General features: G+C 47.3%; 15 protein-coding genes and 1 tRNA gene. 6 read left to right on the top strand and 10 right to left on the bottom strand.

The annotated features are described in order from the left end of the window. The 7 genes from H579_RS0117525 to H579_RS0117495 form a co-directional block, all read right to left on the bottom strand. Positions 1–272, bottom strand: a 272-nt coding sequence (locus tag H579_RS0117525) for an IS3 family transposase (RefSeq protein WP_028301766.1), incomplete at its 3' end; no start/stop codon positions are given. Then, positions 238–1,344 (bottom strand): hypothetical protein, encoded by a 1,107-nt coding sequence (locus H579_RS0117520; RefSeq protein ID WP_028301765.1) that lies wholly within the window; start codon positions 1,342–1,344, stop codon positions 238–240. The genes H579_RS0117520 and H579_RS0117525, both read right to left, overlap by 35 nt. 296 nt (positions 1,345–1,640) lie before the next feature. Next, positions 1,641–2,594: a thioredoxin-disulfide reductase gene (trxB, locus tag H579_RS0117510; protein ID WP_028301764.1), complete on the bottom strand. Its 954-nt coding sequence runs from the start codon at positions 2,592–2,594 to the stop codon at positions 1,641–1,643. 552 nt (positions 2,595–3,146) lie between these two features. After that, positions 3,147–3,338: a CPXCG motif-containing cysteine-rich protein gene (locus H579_RS26255; protein ID WP_036566597.1), complete on the bottom strand. Its 192-nt coding sequence runs from the start codon at positions 3,336–3,338 to the stop codon at positions 3,147–3,149. Positions 3,339–3,602: 264 nt separating this feature from the next. Then, positions 3,603–5,627, bottom strand: a complete 2,025-nt coding sequence (locus H579_RS28070) for a hybrid sensor histidine kinase/response regulator (RefSeq protein ID WP_051227807.1) — start codon at positions 5,625–5,627, stop codon at positions 3,603–3,605. A 214-nt stretch (positions 5,628–5,841) separates the two neighbouring features. Next, the gene (locus H579_RS29205) at positions 5,842–6,003 is read right to left on the bottom strand and encodes a hypothetical protein (RefSeq protein ID WP_157834651.1); all 162 of its coding nucleotides are present in this window, start codon (positions 6,001–6,003) and stop codon (positions 5,842–5,844) included. Between the two features lie 243 nt (positions 6,004–6,246). Next, positions 6,247–6,323 (bottom strand) — tRNA-Met (locus H579_RS0117495). Between the two features lie 177 nt (positions 6,324–6,500). Here H579_RS0117495 and phbB point away from each other — a divergent pair. The 6 genes from phbB (at position 6,501) to H579_RS0117465 (ending at position 12,270) form a co-directional block, all read left to right on the top strand. Further along, positions 6,501–7,238, top strand: a complete 738-nt coding sequence (phbB, locus tag H579_RS0117490; RefSeq protein ID WP_028301763.1) for an acetoacetyl-CoA reductase — start codon at positions 6,501–6,503, stop codon at positions 7,236–7,238. Positions 7,239–7,412: 174 nt separating this feature from the next. Continuing rightward, positions 7,413–8,123, top strand: a complete 711-nt coding sequence (gene minC, locus H579_RS0117485; protein ID WP_028301762.1) for a septum site-determining protein MinC — start codon at positions 7,413–7,415, stop codon at positions 8,121–8,123. Between the two features lie 30 nt (positions 8,124–8,153). Beyond that, a complete protein-coding gene (gene minD, locus H579_RS0117480; protein WP_028301761.1) occupies positions 8,154–8,966 on the top strand; it encodes a septum site-determining protein MinD in 813 nt (270 codons plus the stop codon). Continuing rightward, positions 8,963–9,220 carry a cell division topological specificity factor MinE gene (gene minE / locus H579_RS0117475; RefSeq protein ID WP_028301760.1) on the top strand — a complete coding sequence of 86 codons (258 nt, stop codon included), beginning with the start codon at positions 8,963–8,965 and terminating at the stop codon, positions 9,218–9,220. The genes minD and minE overlap by 4 nt, the downstream gene beginning before the upstream one ends. Before the next feature lie 78 nt (positions 9,221–9,298). Further along, positions 9,299–10,741, top strand: a complete 1,443-nt coding sequence (gene sbcB / locus H579_RS0117470; protein WP_028301759.1) for an exodeoxyribonuclease I — start codon at positions 9,299–9,301, stop codon at positions 10,739–10,741. A gap of 335 nt (positions 10,742–11,076) precedes the next feature. Further along, on the top strand, positions 11,077–12,270 hold the full coding sequence (locus H579_RS0117465) for a Bcr/CflA family multidrug efflux MFS transporter (RefSeq protein ID WP_036566594.1): 1,194 nt from the start codon (positions 11,077–11,079) through the stop codon (positions 12,268–12,270). A gap of 115 nt (positions 12,271–12,385) precedes the next feature. On the opposite strand, the gene H579_RS26245 is transcribed toward H579_RS0117465, so the two are convergent. The 3 genes from H579_RS26245 to H579_RS0117450 form a co-directional block, all read right to left on the bottom strand. Continuing rightward, positions 12,386–15,139 carry an insulinase family protein gene (locus tag H579_RS26245; RefSeq protein ID WP_169449721.1) on the bottom strand — a complete coding sequence of 918 codons (2,754 nt, stop codon included), beginning with the start codon at positions 15,137–15,139 and terminating at the stop codon, positions 12,386–12,388. A 149-nt stretch (positions 15,140–15,288) separates the two neighbouring features. Further along, complete coding sequence (locus H579_RS0117455; protein WP_028301757.1) at positions 15,289–15,957, bottom strand: SOS response-associated peptidase; 669 nt, start codon at positions 15,955–15,957, stop codon at positions 15,289–15,291. 61 nt (positions 15,958–16,018) lie between these two features. After that, the gene (locus tag H579_RS0117450; protein ID WP_028301756.1) at positions 16,019–16,447 is read right to left on the bottom strand and encodes a GGDEF domain-containing protein; all 429 of its coding nucleotides are present in this window, start codon (positions 16,445–16,447) and stop codon (positions 16,019–16,021) included. Positions 16,448–16,769 lie beyond the last annotated feature (322 nt).

Here is a 16,769-nt window from a genome sequence, read left to right as displayed (position 1 = left end):
AAGACCGTCGCCTTTTTTAAGATATCTTTCTCCATCTCAAGACGACGCACCAGCTCTTTCAGGCGACGGATTTCCAGCTGTTCATCTGTTAGCTTACCATTGCCCCGAAAGGCCTGTTCATCCTGAGCCTGATGCTCTTTGATCCAGCGTCTGAGCATATTGTCATTGATCTCAAGACTTCTGGCTGCTTCAGCGACTTTATAATCCTGTTCGAGTACCAATGAAATGGCATCCAGCTTAAATTCTTTGGTGTAACTTTTTCTGGTCATTATTTTCTCTCCAGTTAATGGAATTATCCTTAACTGGACTGGTTACATCTATTAGACCACCCCACAGATCGGCGATCAACTGTTGCATAGGTGAATCCGACTGAGAGTCAGATACCAGCTGTGTTTCCAACCATTGCGTTAGGTAGTGCCGTATCGCTTCTTCTGGCGATAAGTCACTGGTATCGATCTCAAGCGGATCTTTTTCCAAGGCCTCTTTTAATGCTTTAAGTCGCCCCTCAGGTCTTAATGCTGCACCATCACCAAGGTTATACAGCGGGGTATGCAGAAAGGCCTTTTCACCATCTCCAGTGCCGGTAATTTGTTCAAGAAAGTCCAAATCGGCCACCCTGGTAAAGATGCGCAGGTTTTTTTCCGGGTTAAGTGCGTAGTCCAGAAAACCCTGTTCAAACTGAGCAACCCCTGTACCGTCATTGGAATAGATCGCCTTGGCTTGCTCCACGACTTCTGGGTCATAGGGTTTGCGTTTATCAGGGTAAAAAAGACCAGGGTATTTGACCTCATCCATGCGATAGGCACCGAGCATGGAGCTCAGGTTATCGACTTTTTCGGTATCCAGATTATTTTCTTTGGCATAGATATAAATATCGGTTAGCGTTTGTACATCTTTTTCTTTCAGATAATAGAAGCTTGTCTGATCATAGAAAAAGTCCTTACGCTTTGAGCCTTTCAGTGGATTTTCAGTGACGATACCCGTGCTATCAATCAATTGCTTTTTGAGTGTGTCGGTATCGAGAGCGGCACCGTATTGGCTTTGCAGGGACTCTACTTGCTGGTCGACCAGATACAGGTTGTAGCGCCCGACATCAATTTTAGCACTAATGCCAAAATAGCCTTGCTCTACCCTTGTGAAGGCTTCCAAGGCTTCTTTTTGTATACCTTTTACGGCCTGATCAAAGTCTTCCTGTTTAATCAGGCTGGTTGAACTGAGTTGTATTGATGAGGTATTACGTTGCTCAGAGGCCTGAATCGCTTGCTGAGCTTGTACGCTTGCTATCTTTACCGGAGCCTTAGTTGCAGGTACTCCATTGGTAGGAGGGGAAGGTTTGATATCCATAAATCACCTCGTGCAATCCGTTTTTTAAGTGAATTGAGTTGCTTTGCTTCAACTAATTTTTTTATCGGCATCATTGATAAAAATATAAGCAAGTATTGATTTTGGAGTGCAGGGGGACGGGTTCTATATCCTGGTAAGAGACTGTTTGTTTATGCGGAATAGTGAAAATATTATATGGCGATTGTGGGGGGAGGATTGGCATATAAAAGTAAAAGCCTCAGCACTGACGTGGCAGAGGCTTTTGCGTGGTATCACGCAGGGCTATTACCAGAAGGTAATCAGCACTGGATCAAGTTTTAGCCCTGACCGTCCAGGAAGCGCTCCGCATCTAGGGCAGCCATACAGCCTGTACCTGCAGAGGTAATCGCCTGACGGTAGATATGATCCATTACGTCACCTGCGGCATAAACACCTTCTACGCTGGTTTGTGTTGCGTTGCCTTCCAGGCCGGATTGAACCTTCAGGTAGCCGTCTTTCATTTCCAGCTGACCTGCAAAGATGTCTGTATTTGGCTTATGACCGATGGCGATAAATACGCCCATGACATCAATCTCTTGAGTTTCACCGCTTTCAGTGCTCTTCAGGCGCAGGCTGGTGACACCTTGTTCATCACCCAGGACTTCATCCAGTGTGTGATTCCAGATGATGTCGATATTGCCGTTTTCAGCACGCTCGAACAGTTTGTCCTGCAGGATTTTCTCGGAGCGCAGGCTGTCACGGCGGTGAATCAGTGTCACTTTCTTAGCGATGTTGGACAGGTATAGTGCTTCTTCAACAGCGGTGTTACCACCACCGACAACAGCCACTTCCTGGTTGCGGTAGAAGAAACCATCACAGGTGGCACAAGCGGATACACCTTTACCCATAAAGGTTTCTTCGCTTGGCAGGCCCAGGTATTGAGCGCTGGCGCCGGTCGCAATAATCAGCGCATCACAGGTGTAGGTGCCGCTGTCACCTTTTAGAGTGAAAGGGCGCTGGCTCAGTTCTACTTCGTTAATATGGTCGAACACGATCTCTGTATCAAAACGCTCAGCGTGTTTGCGCATATCTTCAACCAGCTGGGGACCCTGGATGCCGTCAAATGCGCCAGGCCAGTTATCGACATCTGTGGTTGTTGTCAGCTGACCACCCATCTGCATACCTGTAATGATGACTGGCTTCAGGTTAGCGCGGGCGGCATAAACTGCAGCGGTGTAACCTGCAGGACCGGAACCTAAGATGATCAGTTTTTCGTGACGGCTTTCGCTCATGATGTTCTCCTGACAAACCCCGCAGGGTTTTCACTTTAGATGTCTGTTTTTCTGGGTATTTATATGGGGGCAAGGGAATAAAATGCCAGTGCCCATCTTATATCAAAACGCTATTTGTACCTGACCAGAAAACTTACGGCAGCGGCTTACTTCTGCGGATCAGTTTTTACAGATTGGCATCGGTATGGCTGGCGGGTCAGTTGTACTCACTATAGTGAGGCAAGCTTAACAGAGTCTGAATCTGACTTTGAGTGTTAGCTTAGGGAAGTTGCAGGTTGGCGGCTAATGGATTCATTAAATCTTTTTGATAGGTATAAACAATCAAGGAACGAAGTAAGGGTTCGAGATTAATCAAGAAGGATGCTGATAATGCTTTGCTAAAATATTGTATTGGGCATTGGGCATTGGGCATTGGGCATTGGGCATTGGGCATTGGAGCACTCTGAAAGCAAAGTCCCGCTTGTGTTAAGCGGGACTTTATTCAGGAAAAAACAACCATTGAGTTAAGTTGGTTGACCGGTTGTTTTACGTTGGGAACCGGTTGAGTTAAAGTCAGGATTCATCCTCTCTTTTTAATTCAACGCTTAACAGTTCACCCTCCATATTAACTCTGATTGATACATAAATAGGAGCGCAGCAGGTCTGGCAGTCTTCATAGTAGTCTTGATCACCTCCTGTTGTGTCTACGGCTGTATCCAGTGCCGACCCACAATAAGGACATTGCCCGTGTACCGCTGTGAGCATCTCCTCTAACATAACGCTCCCTCCGGATCGCTTGAACGCTCTGGCAGACTAGAGAAGCAGGCCCGCCAGAGAAAATATCACGCTACTTGTTTTTATCCTGTATGGCTGTAGTGAAAGGAAAGTTGCTCTTCTAACTACGGTATATAACCTACGCCGGGTGGGCGTTTTCTTCATAGTGAATCACTATTCGTTTCACATGATTAACTATAGACAAGATTCATTTTTTTGCAGGAATTTTTTTTCAGTGCATAAAAATGAACTGTATTAGTCGCTACTGAACAGTAGCTGGCGTTGTTCATCCTGCAGCTGGTCGATCAGCATTAGCAGTTTTTCAATGGCGAGAGGTTTGGTCAGGTATTCTGTAAAGCCTGCCTGTAAGCTTTGATTGATAAAGTCGGGCTGGTTTTCGGCGCTGATCGCAACGATGGGAATTGTTGCTGTTCTAGGGCTTGCTTGCAGAATCTCCAGCACCTCATGGCCGGTCAGATCGGGCATATGCATATCCAATAAGATCAGGTCCAGTGATTGCTTGAGTGCCAGATCAATGGCGTAACTGGCATTGGATTCAGTGAACAGACGGATATCATCACGCTGTTGCAGTACGCCTTCCAGTAAGCGCAGGTGAATGGGGTCGTCATCAATACATAGAATATTGAAATGGGCCGGGGTATCAGTATTCAGGTTTTGTGGTTCTGCCTCGGTAATGGGAAGTTCAAGCCAGAACTCGCTGCCTTTGGGGCTGCGAGGCTGATAGCCTATGCGGCCATACATCATTTCAGCTAACCGTTTGGATATTGCAAGGCCTAAGCCTGTGCCCTCTGTTGGAGTACTCTCTGCCCCCAGTCGATTAAATGCCTGAAATAGCTGCTGTTGCTTGTGATCATCAATACCGATACCTGTATCGGCGACATAAAAGCGCAAGCTGTTTCGACTGTTGAGTTCGAGGTTCAGGTAGATATGACCACCTTCTTCGTTGTACTTGATGGCATTGGACAGTAGGTTGATTAAGATCTGCTTCAGACGAATACGGTCGGCCAGAATTTCAGGAAGTTCTGGTTGAGTGGTCATATGAATTTGGATGTCCCGTTCAGTGGCCAGGTGCTGAACTACATTGACGGCTTCTTTCAGCTGTTGATTGGCAGGAGGGGACTCGGTTTGGAGCTTCATGCGACCTGACTCCATGCGGGCCAGGTCGAGAATGTCGTTAATCAGTGTTAGTAGATGCTTTCCAGAGGTGTGAATCTCTGTAATATTTTCCTGTTGATGTGTATTGAGGTCGTCATCCAGTAAAAGCTGACTGAAACCCAGGATAGCATTTAATGGGGTGCGCAACTCATGGCTGACACTGGACAGCAGTTGGGATTTAGCCCGGCTGGCTTGCTCTGCTCTGTCTCTAGCTTCGATTAGGGCTTGCTCGGTTAAGCGCTTGTTTATACCCATGCCAAGAATATGAATAATGCGGTGGACAAAGGCTTTTTGTTCCTGGGTCTGAATGATGTGGTTGGGCAGGTTAATAACAATTACGGCGGGTTGATTGTTCTGGCTTAATGGCACGGCGTAAAGAGTGTGGCTATGCTCGATGCGACAGAAAGAGTTGTCTTCACTGTCCAGGGCAAGCTCTTTGGGTAGGCCCTGTCCCAGTACTTGTTGACATAATTTCAGAGTTACGGGGAGTTTGCTGCATTGGTTGTTCTGGCAGACGCCATGCTGCACCATGGTTTGTAAGCCAATACTACTAACTTGATACAGGCCCAGCAGGTTCCATTGCCAATTATGATTTAACATGAGTTGGCTTTGGCATTGATTTAAGAACTCCTGCATAGGCAGATCGTCCAGGCAGAGTGCCATCAGAATACCGAGCGAGCTTTCCTGTTGTGCTTTTTGCTCCAGCAATTTTTGCTGGTAGTAGATTTCGCTTTGATCTTCATAGAAGGCTACATAATGAGTAAAGTGGCCTTGATCATCTGTTACAGCGGTAATATTGACGTGGTAGAGGGCTTTTCCTGATTTCAGGTTGTGCCACAGCTCTCCCTGCCAGTGACCTTGCTCGTACAGAGCCAGCCACATGTCGCGATAATCATCATCATCCTGTTCAGAAGAGCGCAGCATACGTATGTTCTGTCCCCTCAGTTGGGACATCGAATAACCCGTTTGCTGGCAAAAAGCGTGGTTAACCTTAATAAAGTTACCGTTGCGATCCAGGATTACTGCAGCCTGGTGGGCATCAAAAGCACTGGCCAAAAGCTTGAGCTCTTCTGACACATCCATGTGATTTGCAGTGACGAGCATAGCGCTCTCCTAATTTTACAGAGAATAGACAGATAGTTACTCAAGTTAACATTTATTGAAATTATTTCTTTTTCTGTCGGAATTCAAGAGTCGAATGGATAATTACCCTACTTTTATTGCAGTTTCTATCGATTTGATTGATTCATGCAAGCTGGAAAGTTTTCCATTGCGAGATAGGTTAGGTTTCAGGATATGACAGAATGGAGAAAATCAGCTACTCGCCATAGAACTCGGGTGGGTATTCTTCGGGGCAGTCATCCAGATAACTAGGTTCGGGCTTAGGCTTGTTAAGCGATCTCAGTGGCTGTATCGAGATAGTATTCTGGCTGTCCAGCAGTAATGCTGTTTGTTGATGATGAGGAACTGTCTGCATCATAGGGGGGCTCTGAAAAACCTGGAGGAGAGATAAATCACCAGATAAGAGTGCTATTGAAGGGGGAATCGGTAGATTAAAAGAGTGTTGTGGTGCAGACAGAGTGGAATATGCAGAAACACTATTGTAACAAAGGATATGACCCAAGAGTCATTATTTGCTTGTTAAGCAGAAACTGATTTGTTATTTTCTCAATCGTGAGCAACAAAAAAAGCGGTTTACCTAAGTAAACCGCTTTTTGAAATTTGGTAGCGGGGGCCGGATTTGAACCGACGACCTTCGGGTTATGAGCCCGACGAGCTACCAGGCTGCTCCACCCCGCATCAACGTGGGGCGTATTATAGATATTAATTTACCTATGTCAAGCATAATAACGAAAAAACGTACGAGCAATGGCTGCCTGTAATCAAACTCCATAGAAAATGTAATAGCGCTGTCATTGTAGAGCCTTACAACTATTGGGGTGCAAGCAAAACACAAGGGAAGCAGAGGGATTTTAAATGAGTAAGAAAATTGCCTTAGTGACGGGTGGTACTGGTGGTATTGGTACTGCAATTTGTCGTCGTCTGGCAGATGATGGTCTTCAGGTAGTCGCGGCCTATACTAACGAAGAAAAAGCGAAAGCCTGGAAAGATCAGCAGAAAGAGGCGGGCTATGATTTCGAAATCAGTCATATCAACGTGGGTGAATTTGAATCCTGTCAGCAGGCGTGTCAGGAAGTGGTCGAGCGTCTGGGGCCTATTTCTGTGCTGGTCAATAATGCGGGTATCACCCGTGACGGCTTCATGAAAAAGATGAGCTGGGAAAAGTGGCACGAAGTGATCAAGGTAAATCTGGACAGTGTGTTCAATATGAGCAAGGCGTGTCTGGATAATATGCTGGAGGCCAAATACGGCCGTATTATCAATATCTCTTCCATCAATGGTCAGAAAGGCCAGATGGGGCAGACTAACTACTCCGCGGCTAAAGCGGGTATGCACGGTTTCACCAAGGCGCTGGCTCAGGAAACTGCGCGTAAGGGCATCACGGTGAATACAATCTCTCCAGGTTATATCGCCACTGATATGATTATGAAGATTGATGAGCCAATTCGTAACTCCATTATGGAAGGTATTCCGGTGGGACGTTTTGGTAAACCAGAGGAAATTGCAGGTGCTGTGGCTTATCTGGCTTCTGATGAAGCAGGCTTTATCACAGGCTCTAACTTAGCAATCAATGGTGGTCAGCATATGTGCTGATAACCATTCGCTAACATTTTGAAGCCGGAAAGGTGGATATTGTGACAAATATCTGCTTTTCCGGCTTCTTTCGTTCTTAGTATTTACCGTGCTTCTTGTATAATAGAGCTTGGTCACATAAATTTACTGTTTATAAGCGACCTCATTCGTTCACTCCTTTTAAGGTCAGAGTTAGTGGCATTGAACTTATCTGAGCAACAAGCGGCGTTTCAGTTTAAAGGCGGCGCTTTAACCGTTACCACACTAGAGCTGTTTACAGCTGATGTACTGATGATTGCGGATGAGCTGAGTCAGCAGACCCGTCGTGCACCGGCATTTTTCAGTCAGACACCTGTGGTATTGGCTTTTGATAAGCTGGATCAGGATGAGAGTGTAGCCTTGGATCTGATCGTTGCAACCTGCAAACAAGCGGGCTTGGTGCCTATAGCTGTACGTTGTGCTCAGGATGCTATTAAACAGTCAGCTCGGGCCTTGGGGCTTGGGTGGTTTCCTCCTCAAAGCGAACGACGTCTCCGGGAGATCAGTGAGAAGGTGGAGCAGCAGGTGATAGCTGCGCGCAAACCTCCGCGCATTGTGCGTAATACGGTGCGTTCTGGTCAGCAGTTGTATGCTAAAGATACCGACCTGGTTGTATTGGGTTCTGTGAATGAAGGCGCGGAAGTGATTGCGGATGGTAATGTGCATGTTTGGGGCGCATTAAGAGGCCGGAGTATAGCCGGTGCTCAGGGTGATCAAAGTACAAGAATTTTTTGTCAGCAGTTCAAGGCAGAGCTGGTGTCTATTGGCGGTATTTTCCAGACCTTTGAATCTTATGATTGGCCAGAGGCTGTAGAGCGACCGATAGAAATCTATTTGGATGATGAGCGTTTGATTATAGGTTCGTAACTCAATTTTCTGCATGACGGGAGTCGGTCATTGGCTAAGGTAGTAGTAATCACCTCAGGTAAAGGTGGTGTAGGGAAAACAACCAGTTGCGCATCAATTGGTACGGCTCTGGCGATGCAGGGGTTTCGCACTGTATTGATCGATTTTGATGTTGGTTTGCGAAACCTGGATCTGGTGATGGGGTGTGAGCGCAGAGTAGTCTACGATCTGATTAATGTCCTTTCCGGTGAAGCCAAACTTTCTCAGGCCTTAATTAAAGACAAGCGACTTGATGGGCTGTATATGCTGCCTGCATCACAGACGCGAGATAAAGATGCGCTTACACTGGAAGGTGTTGAAGAGATCATCAATGAGTTGAAGGAAGACTTTGACTATATTTTGTGTGACTCTCCGGCAGGTATTGAGCGTGGTGCGTTACTGGCCATGTATTTTGCTGAAGAGGCCGTGATTGTCACGAACCCTGAAGTCTCTTCTGTACGTGACTCGGACCGTATTATTGGACTTCTTGATTCAAAAACCCGTATGGCGGAGCAGGGGCAGGCTGTACCATCACGCTTGTTGATCACCCGCTACAATCCAGAGCGGGTTGAGCAGTCGGAAATGATGTCTGTAAAGGATATTGAAGAGATTTTAGCGATTCCTTTGGTTGGCGTTGTCCCAGAATCTGAAGCAGTATTAAAAGCGTCCAATCAGGGTATACCTGTTGTTCATGATCAGGAAAGCGATGCAGGTCAGGCCTACAGTGATATGACGGCTCGTTTTTTAGGTGAAGAAAGAGATATGCGCTTTGCTGAAATTGAAAAGAAAGGATTTTTTAGCCGAATGTTCGGAGGTCGGCGATGAAAATGTTCAAAAAACTGTTTGAACGGGATGAGGTGCATTCTGCCGATGTTGCTCGTGAGCGACTGAAGCTGATGTTGTCTCAGGATCGTTTGCAGAGACAGCAGCCTGACTTTTTACCACGCTTGCAAAAAGAGCTGGTGGATGTGATCCGACGCTATACTCAGTCCTCACAGGATGATATTCAGATCAGCTGTCATGCGCTGCCTCAGCGTTCCCAAATCGAAGTTAATGTTTCCTGGCCACGTAATACCTGATTGATTGCTTTTGGTGCCTTGCGCCAAACCCTTGATCGGTTTTTTGATGTTGGTCATCTGGTAAAAAGGACTTGAACCTTGAGTTCACAGCCCACGTTATTTTGGCATGATTACGAAAGTTTTGGTGCCGACCCGCGAAAAGATCGTCCGGCGCAATTCGCTGGTATACGCACCGATCTGGAGTTAAATGAGATCGCCGAGCCGGTTGAAGTTTTCTGTCAACCGGCCGATGATTTTCTGCCCAGTCCGGATGCTTGTTTAATCACCGGGATTACCCCGCAACAAGCGCAGCAGGAAGGTTTACCTGAAGCGGAGTTTATCGCTCGCGTGCATCAGGAACTGAGCCAGGCTAATACCTGCTCTCTGGGCTATAACACCCTACGTTTCGATGATGAGCTGACCCGCCATACCCTGTATCGCAATTTTTATGATGCCTATGGCCGTGAGTGGCAAAACGGCAACTCCCGCTGGGATCTAATCGATGTGGTACGTACTGCTTATGCGTTACGTCCACAAGGTATTGAGTGGCCGCTCAATGGCGAAGGGCTGCCGAGCTTTAAGCTGGAGCACCTGACAGCGGCTAATGGTATTGAGCATGCTGGTGCTCACGATGCAGTGGCTGATGTGCGCGCGACTATTGCTATGGCACGGCTGATTCGCAGTCAGCAGCCTAAGCTGTTCGATTATCTGTTTAGCTTGCGGGATAAGCGCAAAGTTGGTGCGCAGCTGAATATCCATCAGCGTAAGCCTGTACTGCATATCTCGGGTATGTTCGGTGCGGCCCGAGGTAATGCGGCTATTGTGGTACCGATTGCGGAGCATCCAACCAATAAAAACGGTGTGATCTGTTTTGATCTGGCGGAAGACCCAGGTGTGCTGGCGGATCTGAGTGTAGAGCAGATTCAACATCGCGTCTTTACTGCTCAAGCTGAGTTAACCGAAAGCCGTATTCCGCTGAAGGTGATTCATCTGAATCGCTGTCCTGTGGTGCTACCGGTTTCTATGGTGGATGCAGAAGTTGAAAAGCGTACCGGACTGAATCGTCAGTTATGTGAACAACATTGGCATAAATTGCATCAATTAGGTGATTTGGCGGCTAAATTGCAGCAGGTGTTTGTGCAGCCTGAATCAGCCAATAAGGAGTACGATCCGGATCTGATGTTGTACAGCGGCGGCTTCTTTGGTCCGCAGGATAAGGATCAGATGGAAGTGGTACGTCAAACCCCGCCTGAACAGTTGGGAGCGCTCACGTTAGCGTTTCGTGACCCGCGTTTGGATGAGATGTTCTTTCGCTATCGTGCCCGTAATTACCGGAGCCACCTTAGTGGTGAGGAGCAGCAACGCTGGGATGAGTATCGCTGGCAGCGTATCAATGATGCCAGTGTCAGCAATATGACTCCACAGCAGTTTAATCAACGCCTGGTAGAGTTGAGCCAAACTGAGCTGACACCACGGGATCAGAATATCTTGGAAGATCTGGTGCTGTATGTGGAGTCGCTGGTGCCGTCTCATTTGTTTTAAGCTGCCTTTAAGGCTCTTTATAATTAAGGTGTTTAAGAGGCTTTCAGGCGTTTAAGGTCTCTTTGAGATAGTGTGCTGCTTTAACATCTACGCCCCTAAGGCTTTGGCTTTTAGGGGCGTTGTTATTTCTGCTACCCCCTTTTTTTGTTCGCTAAAAACTTTTGTCAGTCATATTGTCCCTATAAAAAGGGTACGGATATCGGAATCTTGCTCCTATATAACAGTGTTTTTATATCAGTCGGTTAACCCCCGTCTTTCCTGATCACAAGATTGGAGAGCGGCAAGGCTGATTCACGGTGGATTGTAACCAAGCTGAGTGAGTAAAAGGTGGTGTCATGGTGTTAAGTTCCAGAGTGATGATTGTGCTGGTTACCCTGTTGGTTGCTCTGGGGCCGTTATCTACCGATATGTATCTACCTTCACTGCCCGCTATGATGGAGTTTTTTTCCGTTGAAGTGGATCAGGTGCAGCTGACTCTGAGTAGTTTCTTGATTGGTTTCGCACTGTCACAGTTGATCTATGGGCCATTAGCCGATCGCTTTGGTCGTAAGCCTGTTATTGCTGGTGGAATGTTGTTGTTTGCGTTAGCGAGTTTGGGTTGTGCCTTTGCCGAGAGTATAGAGGCGCTGATAATCTGGCGCTTTCTGCAGGCGCTGGGGGGGTGTGCCGGGCCTGTTCTGGGACGGGCGATGATCCGGGATCTGTATTCTCCACTGGAGTCTGCACGGCTATTGTCATTTGTGGCATCAGCCATGTCGTTGGCACCGGCTATCGGACCTTTGCTGGGCGGTTATTTGGTGCTCTGGTTTGATTGGCAGGCGATCTTTATTTTGCTGGTGTTATATGGTCTGGCCTTAAGTCTGATATTTACCTTTAAAGTGCCTGAAACACTGCCCCAGGAAAACCGTCAGCCCTTTCGTTTAAAGCCAACCTTAGCAAACTATGGGGCACTGCTCCGTAATCCTCATTACATGGGTTATGTCTTTAGCTGTGCTTTTGCCTATTCTGGCTTGTTTGCCTTTATTTCCGGCTCTTCTTTTGTGGTGATCGACTATTTTCAGGTGCCGGAACAGTACTTTGGTTATTTCTTTCTGGTCGCTATTGTGGGCTATATCACGGGCTCTTTTCTGGCAGGACGTTATAGTCGACGTTTAGGCCTGGATACCCTGGTGAAGCTGGGTCTGGCAGCGGTATTGTTATCCGGTGTGGTGATCTCCAGTGTGGTGATGCTGGAGTGGTATCAGGTTTTGCCGGTGTTTATGCCTATCTATTTTTTCTGCTGCGGCGTGGGTGTGATTATGCCGCAATCTATGGCGGGAGCTTTGGCTCCATTTGCCCATATGGCAGGGACCGCATCGGCACTGTTTGGTTTTTTGCAGATGAGTTGCGCCGCTGTGGTCGGAATCTGGGTAGGGCATAGCTATGACAGTAGCCCCGAGGGTATGCTGAGTGCGATTGCCTTGATGGGCTTGTTAGCCCCTTGTGCTTACTTTCTGCTTATTGAACGACGAGAGGGGCGGGAGGAATAAGAGGCCCTTACTCCCTGATCTGGATGATGCCTTTTTCTTAAAGCGTATTGGTTGATCTTTTTTGACTCTATCGCCTTTAGAGGGCTCTTGTCCGCAAGAGCCCTTTTATCAAGGGTTACAGTTGATCCATAGGGACTAGCTGTTTGGCCAGTTCATTGGCCTGGGTGAAGGTCTTCTCACCGCTTTTATAGCTGACGGTCAGCTGACGATCTGGATTATCGACCAGCTGGTTTTGGAATAGTTCGGCAATCTCTTGCTGAGACAGGGACTGCACGACCTGAGCTAATAACTCACGGCGATTAAAGTCGGTGTATTCCAGAGCCATATCACGCCAGAAGCGCTGAGTGCGAGCCTGTAGGTGGTCGTCTTTTTCCAATAAGTTCGCCAGTAAGCCTGCCTTCTGCTGTTCAAACTCCTGTTCTGGCATCTGTGTCAGTTGCTGTGCAAAGTTTGTCAGGAAGGCTTCGCTTCGCTGGGCAATATCTTCCGGGGTATGGCTTGGTGATTGCACCAGAAGGCTCAGGCCTGGCGTTTTTAGCATTGGGTGAAAACTGGCAAAGACGATATAACCCAGTTGCTGCTGGGTACGCATCTCATGGTAGTAAGGGCTTTGCAGAAGTTGTGCCATCAGCATCCAGCGTGCTTGCTCCTCAATCGAATTATCGCGCCCCTGGAAGTAGTGCAGGTATGCGTTATCGTTATGTTCAATCTCTGGCTGGTGCTGCAGGGCGTGGTCGGTAAGAGACAGGATCGTAAAGCCAGGTACCTGATCTTTATTGAGCCTTGGTTTCAGCTGATCTTTTACCTGCTGCAGGTTGCGCTCTGCTTCCTCTTGAGTCAGGTTGCCAACAATCATGCTCTCGATATACAGCTGTTGCAGGAATTCGCTACGGAATGCTTCCAGCTGCTCCAGAGTCACATCGTCGATCGCGGCTAGCAGCTCTTTCTCGTGCCAATCCGGAGCCATCAAAATAGCGGAAGCTTCACCCATGATCTGATGATAGAGCTGGGCTTTGTCTGCGTTTTTCCAGCGTTTTATTAAGCTCTGACGAACCAAAGCAAAGCTTTCGGGTTGGATCTTATCGCTGGTTAAGATATGTAGAAGCTTATCCAGCAGCAGGCTTTGTTTCTCATCGTAGCCACCCAATTGTAAGGTCAGGCCGCGTACATGTTTGTAAACGGTGTAATCCAGACCGGCCAGCTTGGCTGGGTAGGCAAACTCGTTACTGGCTTCTTTTAACCAACTGGCCAGCATCTGTGTCATTACTGCGCTCTTGGCTGATTGAGCGCTCAGTGGTGATTGCAGGCTAAAGTATTGCTGGGCTTTAGGAGTTTCAAACTCGGTATCGTGTTTAAACCAGAGTACGTATTTATCGCTGGTGCTAATATTCTGAGGAATGCTGCGGCTATCTTCCGTATTTTTTAGGTGCAGATTCTGAGCGATAAAAGGGTTTTCATTCGGTAAGGTAAATGCTGAACTATCTAATGGTTTGATACTGTTAGCATCAAAGCTATCCAGGCGGTACTCACCATGGAACCAAGGGGACTCCAGGTTGGTATCCAGGTCCGGGCTGACCTGTGTGATCAGCAAGTTTTTCGGTTGCAGATAGTCCAGATACTCTTGAATCAGCTTGGCATCAAACTGTTCCATGGCGTATGGAGCGTGCAGTATCTCGCTCACTGGGTAACGTGGCATATTGTAAGCTAAGGTACTGACGTAATGGATCGGCGAACCCTGCTCAACAAAGTTAAACTCCTGCTCAGAGAGGATACGTTGCTCATCGAAGCGCCAGGCTTCAATGCCCTTCGCTTGCAGTAACTGGATATAACCAAATATCGCATTGATCACTTCTTGTTGATGCTGGAAGCCTTGCTCGGTCAGGCTGATACCAATTGTAAACAGGCTGGTTTCTTTTGTTCCCAGGCCGCGTCCTGCAGATAGGCCTGTCGCCCAGCCCTGTTGTTTCAGATAGGACAGCAGGCTGCCTTCCCCTTCGTGCCCAATCAGACTGGCCAGATAGCTGGTGGGTTTCTCACGGAAATATTCTTGTGTTGAAGGTATCGGGAATTGCAGCTTTAGCTCATGGCGTGCCTTAAGGGGTTTGATACCCAGTTTGGCTGGCAGGGAGCCCGGAGTAAACAGTGGTTCTGTTACCTCGGTGGTAGCCACCTGGCGGTTCTCTACGGCACTGAACTGTGTACGTGCCAGTTGTTCAAGTTCATCCAGGGATTCTGTGCCGAGAATAACCAAAGACATGCGGTTGGCGGAGTAATGTTGTTGATAAAACGCCAGCATCGCATCGCGAGCACTGATCTCTTTATCTTTCAGTGTTTCCAGGCTGCCGGTACTGAACTTGCTGTAAGGATGCGCCTGATTCAGAACTTGCTTCAAAATATCAAACTGGCGACGACCATCATCTCTCAGCTTGGACTGATACTCTGAATGCACCGCATTTTTCTCACGCTTAACATATTCTTCGCTAAACAGTGGTGAGATAAAGAATTGAGCAAAACGGTCCAATGTCGGTTGCAGGTATTCGCTGTCGACCTCGAAGAAGTAGTTGGTATCTTCATAAGAAGTAAAAGCGTTATGACTGCCACCATGCTTGCTGATAAAGCTCTGGTATTCGCCAGGCTCCGGGTACTTTTCGGTACCCAGAAATAGCATGTGTTCCAGAAAGTGGGCTAAACCGGCAAACTCTTGTGGGTCGCTGCCGCTACCAACAGAGACATTCATCGCCGCAGCGGCTTTATCGGCTGTTGGGTCAGAGATCACGATTACGGGCAGTTGGTTATCCAGCACAAAGGCGCGATATTCCCGTTTATCGTTATTGCTCTTGATGATCTGTTCTGATGTCTGATTTGGCATAAGGCTGCACGCTGTTAGAAAAAACATAAAAAATAAGGCAAATACCATTCGTACCGCGTTTGGCATTGTATTTCCTCTTTTACTTAAGTCTGAAATAGATTATCTGACTTTGACTGTGGTATCAGGTCTGGGTTCGCAGGTTTTGTTTTTCAAGCCTGGAACCTGAAACGTTTGCCGCTGGCTTCAGCAACGGCTCTGGATGCATTGGCTGGGTTGTTAACCAGAGGCGATACAGGGTAATAATCCAGATAGTCCTCTGGCATGGGTGTTAAAAGCTCATTGACCTGTTCTTCTGTGCCAGTTAGCCAATCCAGATACTGTTCCTTTGGAATAATCACCGGCATGCGTTCGCTGACATTGTGGATAAAACGATTGCTCGCGGTGGTCAGTAGCGCAAAGGTATCATAAAAGGTGTACTCCGATGTCGGATAGCGAATCCATATTCCGGCCAGGAAAAAGATACGATTTTCCCCGCGACGGATGGCATAGGCTTGTTTCTGGCGGGTAAACTGCTTCCACTCGTAATAACCGGATACAGGGACAAGGCAGCGCTTTTGCAGACTATCCCTAAACATGGCTTTCTCCTTCAGGCTTTCACAGCGGGCCAGGTAAGGGCTCTTATCAAGCTGTTTCAGCCAGGGAGGAGTATAGCCCCAGTAAGCTTTACGCAATTCCAGTTGCTCATGCTCCGCAATAATAATGCTGAGAAAGTCCTTGGGGGGTAAATTGTAACTGGTAACCAGCTCATCCTTAACCATCAGAGGGCTAGCTAACAGGGTATCCGTATTAAAAGGGGTGACGATCAGTCTTCCGGTCATTAACAACTCACCTGATTGCGGCCTGCTTTATTTAGCGCGGTAAAGCGCATCGTCGGCGGCCTTAAGTACCTGTTCTGTTTGTTTCTAGTGCTTCGCTGCGTTCCGCTGCGCCTATGCTGATGGTAACAGACACCTCACCGGAGTGGTTTTTCTTTTTACCTTTGCCGGGCGTTCCATTGAGCTGCTCAACTGTTTCTGGCGATAACTGCATGGTTTTACTTGCGATACTGGTTCGGACATCTTCCAGGTGATCCAGAGTCTCTTCTATACTTTTGTTGGCAAATACGGTGGTGAACTCTTCGCCGCCATAGCGATAAGCTTTACCGCCACCATTAACCGGGCTGATCTGGTGTGCCACCATCTTAAGCACCAGGTCTCCAACATCGTGGCCATAGGTATCGTTGAATTTTTTGAAGTGATCCACATCTATCATTGCAAGGGTGTAATGGCGTCCCATCATTTTGTTAACTGTTGTATTTGTATTCTTCATTGCCTTGCTTTAAGTCCTATACTCGAAGCCCGATTTGGTAATTCTGAAACTTTTTTACAAAAAAAGTGAAAATAGGGGTTGTGCTTTGGTCTTCCGTGCGTATAATACGCCCTCGCTGTCACGGGGTAAGACCTCAAACAGCACCGCAACAGTCTGATTTTTCAAAAGTTTTTAACCTTTTTGAAAAAGATGATTTGAAAATAAATTTCAAATCACTGTTGACAAGAGGTTTGAATGCTGTAGAATGCGTCGCCTCGGTTGAGCAAGTTAAGCGCTTGTCTCAACAAGCTCTTTAAAAATTTAGTCAGATAATTCGTGTGGG

Source organism: Oceanospirillum beijerinckii DSM 7166, from assembly GCF_000422425.1.
Classification (GTDB): Bacteria; Pseudomonadota; Gammaproteobacteria; order Pseudomonadales; family Halomonadaceae; genus Oceanospirillum; species Oceanospirillum beijerinckii.
Note: the sequence above shows the minus strand (reverse complement) of the source record. Positions and strands in the feature narration are given on the sequence as shown.

Bases quoted from the DNA above. Each gene is read 5' to 3' on its own strand.
- H579_RS29205 (WP_157834651.1), bottom strand. From the start codon at position 6,003: ATGATGCAGACAGTTCCTCATCATCAACAAACAGCATTACTGCTGGAC.
- phbB (WP_028301763.1), top strand. From the start codon at position 6,501: ATGAGTAAGAAAATTGCCTTAGTGACGGGTGGTACTGGTGGTATTGGT.
- H579_RS0117455 (WP_028301757.1), bottom strand. From the start codon at position 15,957: ATGACCGGAAGACTGATCGTCACCCCTTTTAATACGGATACCCTGTTA.
- trxB (WP_028301764.1), bottom strand. From the start codon at position 2,594: ATGAGCGAAAGCCGTCACGAAAAACTGATCATCTTAGGTTCCGGTCCT.
- H579_RS0117450 (WP_028301756.1), bottom strand. From the start codon at position 16,447: ATGAAGAATACAAATACAACAGTTAACAAAATGATGGGACGCCATTAC.
- H579_RS26245 (WP_169449721.1), bottom strand. From the start codon at position 15,139: ATGCCAAATCAGACATCAGAACAGATCATCAAGAGCAATAACGATAAA.
- H579_RS0117520 (WP_028301765.1), bottom strand. From the start codon at position 1,344: ATGGATATCAAACCTTCCCCTCCTACCAATGGAGTACCTGCAACTAAG.
- H579_RS28070 (WP_051227807.1), bottom strand. From the start codon at position 5,627: ATGCTCGTCACTGCAAATCACATGGATGTGTCAGAAGAGCTCAAGCTT.
- H579_RS0117465 (WP_036566594.1), top strand. From the start codon at position 11,077: ATGGTGTTAAGTTCCAGAGTGATGATTGTGCTGGTTACCCTGTTGGTT.
- H579_RS26255 (WP_036566597.1), bottom strand. From the start codon at position 3,338: ATGCTCACAGCGGTACACGGGCAATGTCCTTATTGTGGGTCGGCACTG.
- minE (WP_028301760.1), top strand. From the start codon at position 8,963: ATGAAAATGTTCAAAAAACTGTTTGAACGGGATGAGGTGCATTCTGCC.